The sequence below is a fragment of the Roseibium sp. AS2 genome, assembly GCF_038900065.1.
Classification (GTDB): Bacteria; Pseudomonadota; Alphaproteobacteria; order Rhizobiales; family Stappiaceae; genus Roseibium.
On the sequence record NZ_JBBMQN010000001.1, the window covers coordinates 117037 to 134707 of the forward strand.

Consider the following 17671-nt stretch of genomic DNA (forward strand, 5'->3'; position numbering starts at 1 on the left):
AAAAGGAGGCGGGGTTTTTTCTTGACCTGCTACTCAAACCCGACCAGCGCCTTGCGCCTCTTGCCGACGGCAACCGACAGCCTGTCGTTGGCTGCAAGATCGCCGATGGCGATGCGGCGGCGGGGGTCGTCGGCGATCCGGCTGTTGAGACGCACGCCGCCGCCTTCGACCAGGCGGCGGGCCTCACCATTGGAGGCGGCGAAGCCGACGGCAACGACGAGCTCCAGGAGGCCCAGCCCCTCGGCAAGCTGCGCCAGCGGCAGGGTGTGGGTCGGCTCGAGAATCTCGCCCTCACCGGCAAACAGCGCGTCGCCCTGCTGCAGCGCGGCGCGGGCTTCTTCCGGACCGTGGACGATGGCGGTCACCTGGGTTGCCAGGATCTTCTTGGCCTCATTCAACTCCGCGCCTTCCAGCGCGCCCAACCGGTCGATCTCGCTCATTGGCAGTTCGGTGAACAGGCGCAGGAACTTCGCGACATCGGCGTCGGCGGTGTTGCGCCAGAACTGCCAGAAGCCGAAGGGGGACAGGTGTTCGGGATGCAGCCACACGGCTCCGGCTGCGGTCTTGCCCATCTTGGCCCCGCTGGCCGTGGTCAGCAGCGGCACGGTGAGGCCGTGCAGCTTTCGCCCGTCCCGGCGGCCGAGTTCGACGCCGTTGACGATGTTGCCCCACTGATCGGAGCCGCCCACCTGCAGCGCGCAGCCGTGGCGCTTGGAGAGTTCCAGGAAATCGACGGCCTGGAGCATCATGTAGCAGAATTCCAGCACCGTCAGAGGCATCTGCGCATCCAGGCGCGACTTGACGCTGTCGAAGGTCATCATGCGGTTGACCGTGAACTGGGAGCCGTAGTCGCGCAGGAATTCCAGGAAGCGGAATTCATCGAGCCACTCGGCGTTGTCGACCAGAAGCGCGCCGTCAGCGCCTTCCATGTCGACAAGACGTTCGACGGACCGCCGGATGGTGGCGATATTGGCCGCGATCTGACGCTCCTCCAGCATCGGCCGCGCGTCCTTGCGGAAACTCGGATCGCCGATCCGGCTGGTGCCGCCGCCAAGCACGACAATCGGCCGGTGCCCGAGTTTCTGCAGCCAGCGCATGGTCATCAGCGGCATCAGGTGCCCGACATGAAGGCTTGCCGCCGTCGCGTCGAACCCGGCGTAAGCCGTGATCGGGCCATTGGAGAGGGTGTTGTCGAGGGCCTCGATATCGGTGCACTGGTGCACGAGCCCGCGTTCCAGAAGCACGGCGAGTGCTTCGGACTTGAGGCTGGATGCCGGTTTCCCGGCCTCGATCATGTGTCTGGTCATCGTCTGCTTCCTGGTATCCCCGCCAGGAAGCTTGGGGTTGGAAACCAAAAAGCCGCCTGACGCGGCGGCTTTTGAGGTTTCTATGGGGTGAACAAGATCCTACGCAGCCGCCGGTATGTCGGTGACGTAATAAAAATACACAAAGGTGGCGCTCATCCTGTTCATGTCAGTTTAAATGCGTGGCCGGACGAAAAGAGTCAAGTGCCTTCCGGCCGCTTCACGGCCGCAACCGCCCGGTGTGGCGTAAAAGTCTCACGACAGCCCCAGATCATGTTCGCCCCGATCCAGGATAAGGGGAACAATAAGATCTTCCTCGTCGTCCAGATGGCGCATCAGGCCACTGAGCAGGGTGTCGCTGACGGCGGCGTAGTCGTCAGCCGCGCGGCGAAGCCCGTCACGCCCGCCCTGGCGCAACCGGCCCAGAAAGGTGTTGGCGCTGCCGATCACCGTTTCGATCCGGTGATGGATCAGGTCATGATCGCCTTCCAGCAGTTCGAACCCGGCGACCAGCCGCTTTTCCGCTGCCATGAAGACGGGAAAATAGTGCTCGTCCTCGATCATGTGGTGGTGATGCAGCTCTGACAGATACTGTTGCAGGCGCGGCGCGAACAGACCGCCGAAACGTTCGGCCCGCACGCGGTCCTCCCGAAAATCCGCAAGTAAATCGTCCAGTGCCCGGCCGAGCTGACGAAACCCGTTGTGGCGCTCGAGCCAGAATTGGGTCAGCGGCCCGAGATTTCCATGCGCCGGCCAGCCATCGCGCGGATGGTCCTTCAACAGATACAGCCATTCCGGAGGGAGACCCTGCCGTTCGTCCAGATGCCGGGAAGTGGTCATTGCGGTGCCTTCGAGCTTGCCAAGACTGTCCTTATACGCGGATTTGCCGATATCCGGTGTCGACACAGTGTTCATCACAGGCAAACAATCGGGAACACCCCCTCGGGATTGCATTGCCTCTGTCCGGCGGCCTGGCGTGTGAACGGCATGGACCGGAGTCAGGCCACCTGAGCCCCTGCCGCGCCGATGTCCCGCTTCAATGCCGGCCATTTGTCCGGTGTCACGGTCAGCAGGCAGGCTTCCCTGACCTCCACCTCGTAACCGCGCGCAAGGGCACCCCTGGCCGTCAGTTGCACACAATGGCAGGCATCGAGGCCGACAAGCGTGAGCGCGCCGATCGCACGGTCCGCCAGAAAGGCTTCGAAACCGGGATCGGAAAAGCTGTCGCCGATGGACTTTTCGAAAACAGGGTCCTCGCCGACATCAAGCGCCCGGTCGATCCGCAAGCCTTCCCGTCCCGGCGTGCCGATACCGCCTGCCACGAGTTTCATTGCGAGCACCACCCCCCACCCGCGAAACACATTCCTGACGAAGATCACGTCGTTTCCGGCCGAACGGGCAATCGCGATTTCCCTGCCGATGGCGGCCAGCGCCTTGTCCCGGATCGCCGGATCATAGGCGTGCCTGCCCGTGTTGCGGGTGAAATCCTCCTGTACGTCGATCACGACCAGCGCCCGGTTCGGACGGGTCGACCTGTCGATGGCAACGCCCCTTGTCGGCGTTCCCAACCTGCGCAGGCAGTATCCGGCGTAAACCAGCAGGCCGGCCAAAGCTGTCCCGGCGATGAAAAGTGCGATCCAGAAGGCGGACATGGGGTCACTCCAGGGCTCTCGGCAGATCAGGGTCGTCCTCGAATTCCGCGAATTGATCAAGCATCGCGCAGAGCACGCTTTGCGCCGAACGAAGATCCTCTTGCTCGAACAAACCGCTGATCTTGTCTATGTCGTCGTTTTCGCGCGCGCGGATCTCGCCAAACCCGGCCTCTCCGGCCCGGGTCATGGCGAACAACGGCGAACGTTTGTGCGCGGGGTTGGGCCTGCGGTCGACCAGTCCCCGTTTTTCCAGCTCGTTGACCAGCAACTGGATCTGCTGGCGGGCCAGAAAGAGCATGCGCCCCAGATCAGGTACCGACATCGGACCGGCCTCTTGCAGCACCTCCAGCACAGCACGCATGCCGACCGTGATGCCGGTTCCCTCCAGTTTCGCCTCGACCGCCCGGGCAAGACGCCTGTGAACCGGCCTGATCAGGCGGATAATTTCATAGAGTTCAACTGATTTGTTCATGGCACACATTCAGCAATATTATTGTCAATATGACAAATTATTTGTCATAAATCAAGTACTTTTCATCGGGACAGATTTCATGCGGCATACCAGGGTGTGGAGAAGCCGGGGATCGGCGCGGGTAGACCTTCTCCACCGGAAAGCGCCGCCCGCTTCGACTCCATTAATTTAACTTAATGATTTAAAGAATCATTCTTCACGATAACCAAAATCGTTATCGCTATTTATAACAATATTCTCCCGAATACTTTAATTCGTTAGACACAATTTCTTACGTTGCGATTCATTTATTGTTCAGACTATACGGACAAATCTTGTCGAGGATCGAAATTCCAAACCCGAGTTCGAACGAAACAGCGATGCCCAAGATAAAGACTTTCCTGAGTCCCGTTGCAATGGCCGGCCTGCTGTTCCTGTTGGTGGCCGCCCCCACCGCCACGAGAGGTGCGGAAAAGAACTCGAACTTTATTCTGGAACTGACCCATCAGATTTTCAAACGCACGGAAGCTCCGGGTGCCGCGAAGCGCCGCGTCGCGGGAGAACTGCCTTACTCCCGCAACCGGAAATTCCTGGAACTTCTCTCCGGCGAGAATATCGAGTTCACCGCCTTGCCGACAAAACCGGAATGGGAGGAAAAACTCATTCCGATCCGCATACCGATCCGTAAAGGGCTGCAAGGGTACCGCCTGTTCTTCATAAACAGGCAAGATCAGAACATGCTGTCGAAGGTCTCGACACTCGAAGACCTGAAAAAGCTCCCGACCGGATCCGGTGCCCAATGGTCCACAACGACGTCCCTTGAGGCTGCAGGCTTCACCGTCATGACGGCGCCAGGCAACGACGAACTGTTCAAGATGCTGGGCCTGAGGCGTTTCATTACCTTCAGCCGCGGGATTGACGAGATATATTTCGAACATGCCCAATGGGTGACGGAATACCCATTTCTGGCCGTCGAGCAGGAAATCGCGCTGTTTTTTCCGCACCCGATCTACTACTTCGTGACGCCAAAACGCCCCGATCTCGCAGAGCGCATCGAACGCGGGCTGCGAGGGATGATTTCAGACGGCTCCTTCGACAGGCTGTTTCTGAAATACTACAGCGACGCCATTGCGCGCGCGCGGCTCGACAAACGCACGGTCATCAGCATTCCCAATCCGCTCCTCGGTCCGCAAACGCCTCTGGATGACCCGTCTCTGTGGCTCAATTCCTCGCATATCTTCGGCGCGAAAGCCGATGAGGGCACCGTCCTGATCCGGTGAGCCCGGCAAGATTCCTGTGGCAGTTTCCGGCTGCAATTTCCGGCAGCAGGCCCCGGTCGGTCACCGGGGCCTGAACTGACAAGATGTCTGGCCCGAAGCCGCGTCTATTCCGCCGCCGCCGGCGTGACCTCCGCCGGTGCCGGCGCGCTCCACTTCAGCACCGGCTTGCGGGCTGCTCCGGTTTCGTCGAGACGCCGGCGTGGGGCGAGATAGGGAGCACCGGAAAAGCGGCCGGTTTCTCCGCGCTGCGCACTCATGACCAGATCGCGCATTGTGGCGACAAACAGATCCAGCGACGCCCGGCTCTCCGATTCCGTCGGCTCGATCAGCATGGCGCCATGAACGACCAGCGGGAAATACATGGTCATCGGGTGATAGCCCTCATCGATCATCGCCTTGGCGAAATCGAGTGTGGTGACACCGGTGTCCTTCAGGAAGCTGTCGTCGAACAGCACCTCGTGCATGCACGGGCGTTCGCCGAACGGCAGGCTCATCAGGTCCTGCAGGCCGACGCGAATATAGTTGGCATTCAGGACGGCGTCCTCGGATGCCTGTTTCATGCCATCCGAGCCGTGGCTCATCATGTAGGAGAGCGCGCGCACATACATGCCCATCTGGCCGTGAAAGGCGGTCATGCGGCCGAAAGGCTGCTCGCCCTCCCCGGTCGCCTCGTCCGTTTCGACCAGTTCCAGACCCGCATCCGTCTTACGGATGAAGGGCAAGGGCGCGAAGGGGGCCAGGCGTTCCGACAGAACCACCGGACCGGAGCCGGGACCGCCGCCACCGTGGGGCGTCGAAAATGTCTTGTGCAGGTTGATATGCATCGCATCGACGCCCAGATCCCCGGGCCGGGCCTTGCCGACGATGGCGTTGAAATTGGCTCCGTCGCAGTAGAAATACGCGTCTGCTGCGTGGATCAGGTCTGCGATCTGCTTGATGTCGCGCTCGAACAGCCCGCATGTGTTCGGGTTGGTCAGCATGATGCCGGCAATGTTGCCGCTGTGCTCTTCGGCGGTCGCCTTCAGGGCGTCGAGATCCACCGTGCCGTCGTCCTTGGCGCCGATGGAAACGACCTTGTAACCGAGCAGCGCGGCGGTGGCCGGATTGGTGCCATGGGCGCTTTCCGGCACAAGCACGATTTTCGGGTCGCGACCGGCCGCCGTATGGGCAGCCTTGATCGCCATCATGCCGCACAATTCTCCGTGGGCACCGGCTTTGGGGCTCATGGCGACGGCAGACATGTGGGTGGAGACCATCAACCAGTGGGCCAGGTCGTCGATGAGTTCCAGCGCACCCGGCACGGACGAGACCGGCTGCAGGGGATGAATATCGCCGAAGCCCGGCAGGCGGGCCATCTTCTCGTTGAGGCGCGGATTGTGCTTCATGGTGCACGAGCCGAGCGGATAGAGACCGCTGTCGATGGCGTAGTTGTTGCGCGACAGGCGCACATAATGGCGCATCGCTTCCGGTTCGGCGAGACCCGGCAGGCCGATCTCGGCCTGACGGCGGTGGCCGCCGAGTTCGAAGTCGACGCTCCCGTCCGTGTCCTCGTCCAGATCGACACCGGTGGTTTCCAGCGAACCGAATTCGAAGATCAGCGGCTCTTCCATGTCGAGCCCGCGGTTGCCGGTGAAGGTCTTCGGGCGGAAACCATTGTCCGCTTCGCCCGGATTTGTCGGGCGTCCTTGCGTGTTCATGCTCATGCCAGCACCTCCTTCAGCGCGCTTGCGAAAGCGGCCCGGTCTTCATCCGTGTTGATTTCCGTCGAAGCCACAACAAGCAGATTGGCGAGATTTTCCTTGCCCGGTTCCAGCCGTGAGACCGGCAGGCCGGCGAGGATGCCGCGTTTGGCAAGCCGTTCGACGACGTCCCCGGCCGGTTTCGGCAGAGCGATGGTGAATTCGTTGAAATAGGCCGCGTTCAGAACCTCGACACCGGAAATGCCGGCAAGAAGCGTCTTCAGCTTGACCGCGTTGGCGTGGTTGATGCGGGCCAGTTTCGTCAGGCCGGCCTGCCCCAGCAGCGACATGTGAATGGTGAAGGCCAGGCAGCAGAGGCCTGAATTGGTGCAGATGTTGGAAGTCGCCTTGTCGCGGCGGATATGCTGCTCACGGGTCGACAGCGTCAGCACAAAACCGCGTTTGCCTTCCGCATCGACCGTCTCTCCGCACAGGCGTCCCGGCATCTGCCGGACATATTTCTGACGGGTTGCAAAGAGGCCCACATAGGGACCGCCGAAATTGAGGCCGTTGCCGATGGATTGGCCCTCGCCGACAACGATATCGGCGCCCTGGGTCCCCGGCGGCTCGATCAGGCCGAGCGACACAACTTCGGTGAAGACCGCGATCAGCAGCGCCTTGTGGGCATGGGCCTTTTCGGCAATCGGCTTCAGGTCGATCAACTGACCGTAGAAGGACGGCGACTGAACCACGACACAGGAGGTCTCGTCGTCGATCTGCGCGAGAATGTCCTCGGTACCGCTCGGGTCCGCGGGCAGGCTGACCACCTGGTCGCCGGCCATCGCCGACAGGCCTTCGACAACGGCGCGGTATTGCGGATGCAGTCCGCCGGACAGAACCGCCTTGTTGCGCCGAGTGATCCGGTGGGCCATCAGCACCGCCTCGCCAGTGCCGGTGGAACCATCGTACATGGACGCGTTGGCGACATCCATCGCTGTCAGTTGCGCCACCTGGGTCTGGAATTCGAACAGGTACTGCAAAGTGCCCTGCGTGATCTCCGGCTGATAAGGCGTATAGGAGGTCAGGAATTCGGACCGCTGGATCAGATGATCGACCGTGGCCGGAACGTGGTGCTTGTAGGCGCCCGCGCCGACGAAAAACGGCACCGATCCGGCCGCCGTGTTTTTCGCGGCCATCGCCGAGAGCTTTCGTTCCACTTCCAGCTCGCTGGCGCGTTTCGGCAGATCCAGCAGGCCGCTGAAACGGACCTCCTGCGGAATGTCGGCGAACAGATCGTCAATCGAGTTGACCCCGATCCGCGCAAGCATGTCGGTGCGATCGGTGTCGTTCAAAGGCAGGTAGCGCATCAGGCAGCTCCCAAGGGGTTGGTCTGTGAGTGGAGCGGCATGCCGCCATACTCTCTAATCGTATTTCCGGGCGAACACAGCGACATCCGGGACCGGGAAGCCGCAATGTTCACGGGTCCGGGCTCACGGGTTCGGGCTCTCGGGTTCGAACTCCCCGGTCCCGGCCCGGCGCCAGCGCGTCGCCCGGAATGACGGTGGGGAGAGACGGACACCGTCCAAGGCAAGGACCTGGCCGCGAGGCTTGCGCGGCCCGATTCCCAAATTACTTCGCCGCGAGCTTCAGTGGTCCGGCTTCGATCAGGATGTCGCACTTGACCGAATTGGCGATGAAGCAGACTTCATGCGCCTTTTCGTGCAGGTCCGTCAGCCATGTCGGGTCCGGAGCCTGGTCGGCCACAAGGGTGACTTCCGGACGCAGGATCACCTTGGTGATCGCCATCTTGCCCCGGCCCACGCGGTTCATCTCTCCCTGCGCGTTGTCCCTGTAGCTTGCGACGTTGAAGTTCGCCATCCGCGCCAGGTCAAGAAACGACAGCATGTGGCACGACGAGATGGCGGCGACGAAGGCCTCCTCGGGATCGACGGCGGATTCGACGGAATGCGGCAGGGGCACGACCGTTGGCGATGCGCTCGCCGGGATTTTCAGTCCACCGTCAAACTGCCAGATATGTCCGCGGGAATAGGCATTGGCGGCATAGTCGCCGTCACAGGCCCATTCCACCAGTGCTGTGTAATGATGACCTGCCATGAGCTAGAGCGTCTCCACATAGGCCTTGTAGGCTGCCTGATCCATCAGATCCGAGAATTGACCGGCGTTGCCGATCTTCAGTTTCAGGAACCAGGCCGCACCTTCAGGGTCGTCGTTGACCTTGGCCGGTTCATCCGCAAGCACGTCGTTTGTGCCCACCACTTCGCCGTCGATCGGCGCGTAGACTTCGCTGGCGGCCTTCACCGATTCGACCACGGCGGCTTCATCCCCCTGCGACAGGGCTTTGCCGGTTTCCGGCAGTTCCACATAGACAACATCCCCAAGCTGTTCCTGGGCATAGGAGGTGATGCCGATCGTGGCGGTGTCGCCCTCGACGGAAATCCATTCATGATCTTTGGAATAATAGGTCGTCATGTTCGTACGTCCATTCTCTGGAAAGACTTAAGGCTTGGGTTTTCTGTAATAGCGGTTCGGCACGAAGGGCATGTCCGCGACAGTCGCGGCCAGGCGCCTGCCCCGGACGATCAGTTCCAGGGCGGTTCCGACTGCGGCGTGCTCCGTGGGCACATAGCCCATGGCGATGGGAGCGCCGACGGTGGGCGCGAAGCCCCCCGAGGTCAGCGTGCCGATCACCGGTCCGTCGGCAAGCGCGATTTCCGCGCCTTCACGCGCCGGCGCCTTGCCATCAAGCTTCATGCCGACCCGGACACGGCCGGGACCGCCGGTAAGTTCCTGCTGGATCCGGTCCGCTCCGGGAAAGCCGCCTTCTTCGCGGCGGCGTTTCTGCATGCAGAACGTGATGGCGCCTTCAACCGGAGACGTGGTTTCGTCGATATCGTGACCGTACAGGCACAGACCCGCTTCCAGGCGCAGGCTGTCGCGCGCGCCCAGCCCGACGGGGGCCACCCGGTCATCGGCCAGAAGGGCGCGGGCAATCGCCTCGGCGGCACCCGCGGGAACCGACATTTCAACACCGTCCTCGCCGGTATAACCGGCGCGGGCGACGTGGCAGTCGATGCCGTCGAATTCCATGGAAGATGCCGACATGAAGGCAAGGTCGGCCGCCGCGGGCGCATGCGCGGCGACAGCGGCAACGGCCTCCGGCCCCTGCACCGCGATCAGGGCGCGGTCCTCGACCACATGCAGGCTGACGTTTTCCGGCAGTCTTGCGCGAAAATGGGCGTAGTCGACATCCTTGCGGGCCGCATTGACCACCAGCATCAGTTTGCCGTCATCGTCTTCGGAGACGGAACGTGTCACCATCAGATCGTCGATGATGCCGCCGTCGTCGTTGAGCAGCACCGTGTAGCGCTGCCGGCCAAGACCGAGTTCGACGAAATTGGAGGGGGTCAGAGCTTCCAGGGCACGCGCGGTCGTTTCATGATCCGGACCGAGGAGAAACGCCTGCCCCATGTGGGACACGTCGAACAGGCCGGCCTTGCTGCGCGCATGCAGGTGCTCGGCCATGATACCGGCCTTGTACTGCACCGGCATGGCGTAGCCGGCGAAGGGCACCATGCGGGCACCAAGTTCCACGTGAAGATCATGAAGAGGCGTTTGTTTCAGATCTGTTTCTGCAACGTGTTCCGCCATGTACGGTCCTCGTGTTCAGGGTTGCGCAGTCCCAAACAGGCCCTGCCGGGCTCTGGTCTGTCTGCACCCCCTCTGTCCGAGTACCTGAGAGATTTCCCGCCCGACAAGGTGTCAGGACGGTTACTCCTTCGGTGAGCAGTCCGCACGACAAAGGCGCGGAGCACTGCTTTCCAGAGCGTTTGAACCCGTGCGGTCCTTTTGCCTGAGAGTTTCCGGGGCGGTTGCTCCTTCGGCGCCGGGTTACTCTACCCGGCCTCTCCCGCACAGACTTTGCCGTGCCGCTGTGTTGAACTGTGCGACACGCCAACCGGGGGACGATCCCGATTGCGCGCGATTGTGAAAGGCCGACAGAGGCTTGTCAATATACGACTTGCGTGGTGGGCGGATTTGCCCGGGCGGATCCGACGCGTCAGCGGCGGCGGTTGTCGTCAAATCCGAACACCACCTTCGCGCCCTGGTTTCCCGGCACCGTGAACTTGTTTTCGATCAACGTCCAGGTTTCGCTCGGCGCGTTGGCTCCCAGCGTAACGGGAATGCGTATGACCTCGGAGCTCAGCGGTTTCGCGTCGCTTCCGGCGGGCACGATCGCGATGCGCAGGGGCAGCACGACTTCGCCCCCCTTCCAGAGCGGTCCGGAGGTCACATTGCCGGAAAAGCCAAGCTTCATGCGGCGGGAGCCGTCCGGCTCCAGGGTGCAGGTGTTGGCCCAATCCTCCAGGGACGCCTGATAAAGCAGCCCGGCCGGGTCGTTTTCCTTGCCGCGCGCATACTTCATGATCAGGAAGGTGTCCGTCTGCAATTGCATCGGCGGGCAGGCGACGGGCGGTGCAAAGGTGTCCGGCGAAATCTCGATCGGCTCCTGGCCGCCCGAGATGACTTTTCCGGCGACACCGTCCGCAACACCCCCGCAGCCGCCCAGGGCCGCGGCCAAAAGGCCCGCGGTCACAATTGCCTTCAGGTTTCTACCGGTCACGGCGGGTTTCGCACTGCTCATCTTCTATCCATATTCCTGCAACACTCATCGGCGGAGCTTCATAGCAGCTGACGATTTACTTGGCGAGGCTTGTTGAAAGCAAACCTTCAACCAGCAAAATGTGGCTGAATTGACGCGCGGTTCAGTACCCCTCCCTTGACAGAACAGGGTCTGCTGCCCTTATTGCGGTCAGACAGGAGCGCCGAAAGCAACTGATGACCGAAATCGCACGAGACAAACCTTCCCTTGTCATTCGCCTTTGCGCGCCGCGCGGCTTTTGCGCCGGCGTCGACCGGGCGATCCAGATCGTGGAACTCGCCCTCGCGAAATACGGCCCTCCCGTTTATGTGCGTCACGAGATTGTGCACAACAAATACGTGGTCGACGGGCTGAAGGCCAAGGGGGCTGTGTTTGTCGAGGAGCTCGAGGAAATTCCGGCCGAAGACGCCGGCCGGCCGGTGATCTTCTCGGCCCATGGCGTGCCCAAGGCCGTCCCGGAAGACGCCCGTTCGCGCAACATGTTCTATCTGGACGCGACCTGCCCGCTGGTGTCGAAGGTTCACAAGGAAGCGGAAATCCACTTCCGGCGCGATCGGGAAATCGTCCTGATCGGTCATGCGGGCCACCCGGAAGTCATCGGCACCATGGGCCAGTTGCCCGAGGGCACCGTGACCTTGATCGAGACAGAAGCGGACGCCCGCGCCTTCGCACCCAAGACCGACCGTCCACTGGCCTATATCACCCAGACGACGCTCTCCGTCGACGACACCGCCGGGATCGTCGCCGTGCTCCAGGAGCGGTTTCCGAAGATCGTGGCCCCGCACAAGGAAGACATCTGCTACGCCACCACGAACCGGCAGGAAGCGGTCAAGCAGGTCGCCCCGGTTGTTGATGCGATGATCGTTGTCGGCGCGCCGAATTCATCCAATTCACAGCGGCTGCGCGAAGTGGCTGAACGTGCCGGCTGCAAGACCTCGGTTCTGATCCAGCGTGCGAGCGACATTCAATGGCCCGGTTTTGACGGCATCACCTCGCTTGGCCTGACGGCAGGCGCGTCGGCGCCCGAAACCCTGGTGGAGGAAATCATCAGCGCTTTCGCGGACCGATTCGACGTCTCGGTCGAAACGGTCCGCACCGCCGAGGAAACGATTGCCTTCAACCTGCCGCGCGAACTCAGGGAGCCGACCGGCCCCTCCAGAGCGGCCACCGGATAAAATCATGGCAGTTTATACCGAAGTGACCGACGAGGAGCTCAACGACTTCATCGGCAAATACGACGTGGGGCGCCTGTTGTCCTTCAAGGGCATCGCGGAAGGGGTCGAGAACAGCAACTTTCTCGTCCACACGGACAAGGCGTCATTCATCCTCACGCTCTACGAAAAACGGGTCAGCCCGGACGATCTGCCCTATTTTCTCAACCTGATGCAGCATCTGGCGGCAAAAGGCCTGTCGTGCCCGACACCCGTCGCCTCCCGCTCCGGCGCGTTGCTCGGGACCCTGTCGGGGCGTCCGGCCGCGCTGGTGACCTTTCTGGAGGGCATGTGGGTCAAGCGCCCCCGGGTCGACCACTGCGCGGAACTCGGCAAGGCCATGGCCGAGCTTCATATCGACGGCCAGGACTATGACGGTTTCCGCCGCAATGCCCTCGACGTCTCCGGCTGGCGGCCGCTGTTCGACCAGTGCGGGACGCGGTGCGACACGGTCCATCCGGGCCTTGGCGCGGAGATTTCCCGTGAACTCGACCATCTGGAAAACGGATGGCCCGCGGATCTGCCCGGCGGCGTGATCCATGCGGACCTCTTCCCGGACAACGTGTTCTTCCTGGGCGACGAGTTGTCCGGCCTGATCGATTTCTACTTCGCCTGCAACGACGCTTTCGCCTATGACATCGCGATCTGCCTGAATGCCTGGTGCTTCGAACAGGACCTGTCCTTCAATGTGACCAAGGCCAGGGCCCTGCTGAAAGGCTATGCCGAAGTGCGCCCGCTGAGCCATGCGGAATACGATGCCCTGCCGACGCTGTGCCGGGGAGCGTCGCTGCGGTTCCTGCTGACGCGGCTGTACGACTGGCTGAGCGTTCCCGAAGGCGCGCTGGTCACGCCGAAGGACCCGATGGAATATCTGAAGAAACTGCGTTTTCACCAGAGTGTCGAGACGGCGCAGGCCTACGGACTGAAACGATGAGCGACGACAACCGTGTGACGATCTATACCGATGGCGCCTGCTCGGGAAATCCGGGTCCCGGTGGCTGGGGGGCTATCCTGCGGTTCGGCGCGCATGAGAAGGAACTCAAGGGCGGCGCGCCGGAAACCACCAACAACCGCATGGAACTGCAGGCCGCCATCGAGGCGCTCAACGCCCTCAAGCGGCCCTGTGTGATCGATCTCTACACGGACAGCACCTATGTGCGCAGCGGCATCAGGGAATGGCTTGCGGGCTGGAAGCGGAAGAACTGGCGCACCGCCCAGAACAAGCCGGTCAAGAACGCGGAACTGTGGCAGGCTCTCGATGCGGCCAGGGAGCGACATGACGTGACCTGGCACTGGGTCAAAGGGCATGCGGGCCATCCGGACAACGAACGCGCTGACGAACTGGCGCGCGGCGGCATGGCGCCCTATAAGGGCGGCGGGTAAGCCATCGGCTGTGTCCTCACGCGATGAGGACAGGACCTGAGACCGGCTTCGGTTAGTAAAGGATTGTGTGTGGGAATATTCTGGTGGTCCGGCCCGGCGTCAGCGCGCACCATGGTGCGCGACACCGCAGGCACGGTGCTGATCATGGCCAATCCGACCTCGGGCGGCTACAAGGCCGATCTCCTGGACAATGTCCGCAAGCATCTGGAGGATCTTGGCCACAAGACTGTGATCCGGCTGACCCGGCACGCGGGCGAGATCGGCGAGATCTGCGCCGACCCGAACCTGCGCGTGAAGACACTCGTTATTGCCGGCGGCGACGGATCGATCAACGAGGCACTCAACGGCTTCATGGACCATCCCGCGCCGCCGCCGCTTGCAGTGATTCCGTTCGGAACGGCCAATGTGCTCGCGCTCGAGCTGTCCCTGCCGCGCAACGCCAGGGCGATCGCGCAGATGATCTGCGCAGGCAAGACCGCACCGCTGCACTACGGCCTCGCGAATGGCCGGCCCTTCGTGCTCATGGCATCCGCCGGTTTCGATGCAGAGGTCGTTCATGCCGTGCCGTTGTCGCTGAAGCGCCGGCTGGGCAAACTCGCCTATGTTCTCACCGCGCTCCGGATCGGCCTGAGCCGCAAGGCCACTTCCCTGGACATCGTGCTGGACGGTGAAAAATGCTCGGGCAAATTCGCCGTTGCCAGCAATGCCCGGCACTATGGCGGCCCCTTCGTGATCTGCCCGGGCGGGGCGACCGATTCCGGCCTGCACATGCTGGTTCTGGAACGCGATGACCCCTGGTCGACCCTGCGCTACGGAATTGCGCTGGTCTGCGGGCGGATCCACAAGGCGCACGGCGCGCTGGTGCGCCCCTTCACCACCGCCACGATCGCCGCGCGCGAACATGTCGCCGCCCAGGTCGATGGCGATCCTTTCGGCGCGACGCCCCTGGAAATCCGGCAGACCGAAAGAACGGTGCCGGTCCTGGTGCCGTGAGTCTTCAGGTCTGACTGAGGACGTCTGGATCAGGCCGGGCCTGCCGTTCCGGCCCTGATCCTGACCACCCTTTCCCGTGAGAGTTTCCAGACCAGGGCCAGGACCGCAAGCCGGTGCTGGCTTCTACGCGGTTTCCGCCTGTGCCGGCATCTTGCGCAGGATCCTGGTGGCTTCGTTCGCCGAGACGGCTTCGCCGAAGAAGAACCCTTGCGCATATTCGCAGCCGAGCTGGTAGAGCTCCAGGGCATCGTTTTCGCTTTCCGCGCCCTCGGCGACCACCGACATGCCCAGGTCGTGCCCCATGGCCACGATGGTCCTCAGCAGCACCGGGCGGGCGGAGGAGCCGTTCGGCTTGACGAAGGACTGGTCGATCTTGATCGTGTCGAAGGGAAAGCGCTGCAGGTAGGACAGCGATGAATGGCCGGTGCCGAAATCGTCCAGCGACAGGCCCGCGCCCAGTCCGCGCAGCCGCTCCAGAACCTTGGCGGAATATTCCGGATTGGACATCACCAGGGATTCCGTCAGTTCCAGCTTGAGCGTTCCAGGTTCCAGCGAGGTCCGCGACAGCACGGCCTTGACGTCGTTGATCAGGTCCTGCTTGAGCAATTGGCGGGACGACAGGTTGACCGACGTGAACAGAGGCTGCGGCGTCGGGAACTCGCGCTGCCAGAAGGCAAGCTGTTGCGCGCCCTTGTCCAGCATGTACATGCCCAGCTCGTTGATGAGGCCGGATTGCTCGGCCACCGGAATGAATTCCGACGGCGAGATCTTGCCCCGCTTGGCATGGTTCCAGCGGGCGAGCACTTCGAAGCCGGCGACGGACTGATCCTCGAGGCGAATGATCGGCTGGAAGAAGACCCCGAGCGTTTCCTTCTTGATGGCCTCGCGCAGATCCGCTTCCAGATCGACGATATTCTTGTCGAGCGGCCTGAGGATCGGCCGGAACACTTCCTGGCGGTCGCCGCCCAGCCGCTTGGCGTGGTTGAGGGCGATCTCGGCGTTGGTGAGCATGTCCTCGACACCCTGCTTGCCGCCCTCGAAAAAGGCGATGCCGACGGAGCAGGTCAGAAAGATCTCCCGGTCGCCGAAGGTGATCGGCGCACGCACGGCCTTGCGCAGGGAATCGGCCAGCGCGACGATGCGGTCCGGCTCCTGCTCGGACAACAGCACAAGACCGTACTGGTCGCCCGACAGACGCCCGAGCGTGTCCTGCTGTCCGATCAGCCGGCCGAGACGACGGGCCACGGTGAGCAGGATGCTGTCGCCGGCGCTGAGGCCGATGCTGTCATTGACCTGCTTGAACCGGTCAAGATTGAGAACGAGAATGGTCGGCTTGGCGGTCTCTTCGGCCTTGGACCTGACCACGCTGGTGCGCAGGCGGTCGACGAACAGCTCCCGGTTCGGCAGGCCGGTCAGGTTGTCATGCACCGCATCATGCAGCAGCCGCTCCTCGGCGGTCCGTTCCTCGGTGACATCCAGCAAAGTGCCGACGCAGCGGATCACTTCACCATCCGAGCCGATGATCGGGCGCGCCCTCAGGCGGAACCAGCGGAAATGACCGTCCTCGGAGCGCAGGCGGAACGTCTGCATCACCTTGCCGCGGCGCTGGTCGATCACCGCGTCGAGTGTCGCGCGGAACCTGTCCCGGTCCTGGGGATGCAGCACATCGAGCCAGTCACGTGCCGGACCTTCCAGCGATCCGCGCTTGAGGTTGAGCAGATCCTCGACCTCGTTGCCGGTGTAGATGCGGTCGCGGTCGATATCCCAGTCCCAGATGATGTCGCCGGCACCGGTCAGGGCAAGCGCCTTGCGCTCGATGTCGGAAATCAGCCCCTGCGCGATCGCGCCGCCGGCAAAGGCATGCTGCATCACCGTGAAGCCGATCAGAAGGACGATCAGGACCAGTCCGCCGCCGAGGGCCGGCTGGACGATGTCATTGGCAATATAGCCGGTGACGGTCATGCCCGCGCCGATCAGCCAGGCGATCAGGAGACACCAGGTCGGGATCAGCAGGATAGCGCGGTCGTAATGCTGGAACGCCAGTACGGCGATGGTCACGAACCCGAGAATGCCGATCACGGCCAGCGCCAGACGCGCGATGCCGGCGGCAATGGACGGATCCCAGACGGCGACACCCAGAAGGCCCAGGATGAGGATCAGGGTGGTCAGCGCCAGATGGGAATAATGGATGTTCCAGCGGTTCAGGTTGAGATAGGCGTAGAGGAAGATGATCAGGCTGGCGGCGAGCATGACTTCGGCGCAGGCCCGGGCCAGCTGACTGCCGCCGCCCTCCAGCTTGAAGACCATGCCCCAGAACCCGAAGTCGATGCACAGATACGCGAGCACCGACCAGGCCAGCGCCGCGGTCGCGGGAAACATCACGGTGCCCTTGACCACGAACAAAATGGTCAGGAACAGGGCCAGAAGCCCGGAAATGCCGAGAATGATGCCCCTGTACAGCGTGTAGGCGTTGATTGTTTCCTCATAGACATCCGGTTCCCAGATCCGGATTTCCGGCAGGTTCGGCGTGGTCAGTTCGGCGACAAAGGTGACGATGGACCCCGGGTCGAGCGTGACGAGGAAGACATCCGCCTCCAGGCTTTTCTGGCGCTCGGGGGCAATCCCCTGGCTCGGCGTGATCGCGGCGATGCGCGACGAGCCCAGGTCCGGCCAGAACAGCGCGGAGCCGACAAGCTTGTAGTTCGGCGCGACAATCAGCCGGTCGATCTGCTCGTCACTGGTGTTGGCCAGCGAAAAGACCGCCCAGTTTGTGTTGGTGCCGTCGCGCGACGGCACCTCGATCCGGCGCACGATGCCGTCGGCGCCCGGTGCGGTGGAGACCTGCAGCCGATTGCCCGCCTCGCGGTGGAGGTCGATGGAACTGGTGATATCGAGCGCCTCGATATCGATCGGCACAGGGATCGGCTCCAGCGCCTGCGCTGGCGGCGCCGCAACCAACGTGACCAGAAGCGACACCGCAATGGCGAGGCTTTTAAACACGTTGCTGATTGGATCCGGTATCAAATTCGACATGGAG

16 protein-coding genes and 1 riboswitch are annotated in these 17671 nt (G+C 62.5%); of the genes, 5 read left to right on the forward strand and 11 right to left on the reverse strand.

Annotation, left to right across the window (positions count from 1 at the left end; translation table 11 throughout):
* Positions 1 to 29: 29 nt before the first annotated feature.
* The 4 genes from tyrS to WNZ15_RS00540 form a co-directional block, all read right to left on the reverse strand.
* Positions 30 to 1307, reverse strand: coding sequence for a tyrosine--tRNA ligase (tyrS, locus tag WNZ15_RS00525; protein WP_342890973.1), 1278 nt, complete (start codon positions 1305 to 1307; stop codon positions 30 to 32).
* A gap of 252 nt (positions 1308 to 1559) precedes the next feature.
* Positions 1560 to 2144 carry a hemerythrin domain-containing protein gene (locus WNZ15_RS00530; protein ID WP_342890974.1) on the reverse strand — a complete coding sequence of 195 codons (585 nt, stop codon included), beginning with the start codon at positions 2142 to 2144 and terminating at the stop codon, positions 1560 to 1562.
* A gap of 158 nt (positions 2145 to 2302) precedes the next feature.
* Positions 2303 to 2956 carry a cysteine hydrolase gene (locus WNZ15_RS00535; protein WP_342890975.1) on the reverse strand — a complete coding sequence of 218 codons (654 nt, stop codon included), beginning with the start codon at positions 2954 to 2956 and terminating at the stop codon, positions 2303 to 2305.
* 4 nt (positions 2957 to 2960) lie between these two features.
* Positions 2961 to 3428, reverse strand: coding sequence for a MarR family transcriptional regulator (locus WNZ15_RS00540; protein ID WP_342890976.1), 468 nt, complete (start codon positions 3426 to 3428; stop codon positions 2961 to 2963).
* A 359-nt stretch (positions 3429 to 3787) separates the two neighbouring features.
* On the opposite strand from WNZ15_RS00540, the gene WNZ15_RS00545 reads away from it, so the two are divergent.
* Complete coding sequence (locus tag WNZ15_RS00545) at positions 3788 to 4687, forward strand: hypothetical protein (protein WP_342890977.1); 900 nt, start codon at positions 3788 to 3790, stop codon at positions 4685 to 4687.
* Between the two features lie 104 nt (positions 4688 to 4791).
* Here WNZ15_RS00545 and gcvPB read toward each other — a convergent pair whose 3' ends face one another.
* From gcvPB to WNZ15_RS00575, 6 genes are all read right to left on the reverse strand, one after another.
* Positions 4792 to 6390: an aminomethyl-transferring glycine dehydrogenase subunit GcvPB gene (gene gcvPB, locus WNZ15_RS00550; protein WP_342890978.1), complete on the reverse strand. Its 1599-nt coding sequence runs from the start codon at positions 6388 to 6390 to the stop codon at positions 4792 to 4794.
* Positions 6387 to 7733: an aminomethyl-transferring glycine dehydrogenase subunit GcvPA gene (gene gcvPA, locus WNZ15_RS00555; RefSeq protein ID WP_342890979.1), complete on the reverse strand. Its 1347-nt coding sequence runs from the start codon at positions 7731 to 7733 to the stop codon at positions 6387 to 6389. Before gcvPA ends, gcvPB begins: the two co-directional genes overlap by 4 nt.
* Before the next feature lie 262 nt (positions 7734 to 7995).
* Positions 7996 to 8481, reverse strand: a complete 486-nt coding sequence (locus WNZ15_RS00560) for an OsmC family protein (protein ID WP_342890980.1) — start codon at positions 8479 to 8481, stop codon at positions 7996 to 7998.
* Positions 8482 to 8484: 3 nt separating this feature from the next.
* A complete protein-coding gene (gene gcvH / locus WNZ15_RS00565) occupies positions 8485 to 8856 on the reverse strand; it encodes a glycine cleavage system protein GcvH (protein ID WP_342890981.1) in 372 nt (123 codons plus the stop codon).
* 27 nt (positions 8857 to 8883) lie between these two features.
* Complete coding sequence (gene gcvT / locus WNZ15_RS00570; RefSeq protein ID WP_342890982.1) at positions 8884 to 10035, reverse strand: glycine cleavage system aminomethyltransferase GcvT; 1152 nt, start codon at positions 10033 to 10035, stop codon at positions 8884 to 8886.
* Positions 10036 to 10215: 180 nt separating this feature from the next.
* Positions 10216 to 10307: riboswitch (glycine riboswitch) on the reverse strand.
* A gap of 137 nt (positions 10308 to 10444) precedes the next feature.
* On the reverse strand, positions 10445 to 11029 hold the full coding sequence (locus WNZ15_RS00575) for a hypothetical protein (protein ID WP_342890983.1): 585 nt from the start codon (positions 11027 to 11029) through the stop codon (positions 10445 to 10447).
* A gap of 194 nt (positions 11030 to 11223) precedes the next feature.
* Between WNZ15_RS00575 and ispH the strand changes: the two genes are divergently transcribed.
* From ispH to WNZ15_RS00595, 4 genes are all read left to right on the forward strand, one after another.
* Positions 11224 to 12222, forward strand: a complete 999-nt coding sequence (gene ispH, locus WNZ15_RS00580) for a 4-hydroxy-3-methylbut-2-enyl diphosphate reductase (protein WP_342890984.1) — start codon at positions 11224 to 11226, stop codon at positions 12220 to 12222.
* A gap of 4 nt (positions 12223 to 12226) precedes the next feature.
* A complete protein-coding gene (locus WNZ15_RS00585) occupies positions 12227 to 13192 on the forward strand; it encodes a homoserine kinase (protein ID WP_342890985.1) in 966 nt (321 codons plus the stop codon).
* Positions 13189 to 13641, forward strand: a complete 453-nt coding sequence (gene rnhA / locus WNZ15_RS00590) for a ribonuclease HI (protein ID WP_342890986.1) — start codon at positions 13189 to 13191, stop codon at positions 13639 to 13641. Before WNZ15_RS00585 ends, rnhA begins: the two co-directional genes overlap by 4 nt.
* A gap of 69 nt (positions 13642 to 13710) precedes the next feature.
* A complete protein-coding gene (locus WNZ15_RS00595; RefSeq protein WP_342890987.1) occupies positions 13711 to 14634 on the forward strand; it encodes a YegS/Rv2252/BmrU family lipid kinase in 924 nt (307 codons plus the stop codon).
* Between the two features lie 123 nt (positions 14635 to 14757).
* On the opposite strand, the gene WNZ15_RS00600 is transcribed toward WNZ15_RS00595, so the two are convergent.
* Positions 14758 to 17667: an EAL domain-containing protein gene (locus tag WNZ15_RS00600; protein ID WP_342890988.1), complete on the reverse strand. Its 2910-nt coding sequence runs from the start codon at positions 17665 to 17667 to the stop codon at positions 14758 to 14760.
* Positions 17668 to 17671: the final 4 nt, after the last annotated feature.

Coding starts and splice junctions, on each gene's coding strand:
- tyrS (WP_342890973.1), bottom strand. CDS start 1,307: ATGACCAGACACATGATCGAGGCCGGGAAACCGGCATCCAGCCTCAAG.
- WNZ15_RS00530 (WP_342890974.1), bottom strand. CDS start 2,144: ATGACCACTTCCCGGCATCTGGACGAACGGCAGGGTCTCCCTCCGGAA.
- WNZ15_RS00535 (WP_342890975.1), bottom strand. CDS start 2,956: ATGTCCGCCTTCTGGATCGCACTTTTCATCGCCGGGACAGCTTTGGCC.
- WNZ15_RS00540 (WP_342890976.1), bottom strand. CDS start 3,428: ATGAACAAATCAGTTGAACTCTATGAAATTATCCGCCTGATCAGGCCG.
- WNZ15_RS00545 (WP_342890977.1), top strand. CDS start 3,788: ATGCCCAAGATAAAGACTTTCCTGAGTCCCGTTGCAATGGCCGGCCTG.
- gcvPB (WP_342890978.1), bottom strand. CDS start 6,390: ATGAGCATGAACACGCAAGGACGCCCGACAAATCCGGGCGAAGCGGAC.
- gcvPA (WP_342890979.1), bottom strand. CDS start 7,733: ATGCGCTACCTGCCTTTGAACGACACCGATCGCACCGACATGCTTGCG.
- WNZ15_RS00560 (WP_342890980.1), bottom strand. CDS start 8,481: ATGGCAGGTCATCATTACACAGCACTGGTGGAATGGGCCTGTGACGGC.
- gcvH (WP_342890981.1), bottom strand. CDS start 8,856: ATGACGACCTATTATTCCAAAGATCATGAATGGATTTCCGTCGAGGGC.
- gcvT (WP_342890982.1), bottom strand. CDS start 10,035: ATGGCGGAACACGTTGCAGAAACAGATCTGAAACAAACGCCTCTTCAT.
- WNZ15_RS00575 (WP_342890983.1), bottom strand. CDS start 11,029: ATGAGCAGTGCGAAACCCGCCGTGACCGGTAGAAACCTGAAGGCAATT.
- ispH (WP_342890984.1), top strand. CDS start 11,224: ATGACCGAAATCGCACGAGACAAACCTTCCCTTGTCATTCGCCTTTGC.
- WNZ15_RS00585 (WP_342890985.1), top strand. CDS start 12,227: ATGGCAGTTTATACCGAAGTGACCGACGAGGAGCTCAACGACTTCATC.
- rnhA (WP_342890986.1), top strand. CDS start 13,189: ATGAGCGACGACAACCGTGTGACGATCTATACCGATGGCGCCTGCTCG.
- WNZ15_RS00600 (WP_342890988.1), bottom strand. CDS start 17,667: ATGTCGAATTTGATACCGGATCCAATCAGCAACGTGTTTAAAAGCCTC.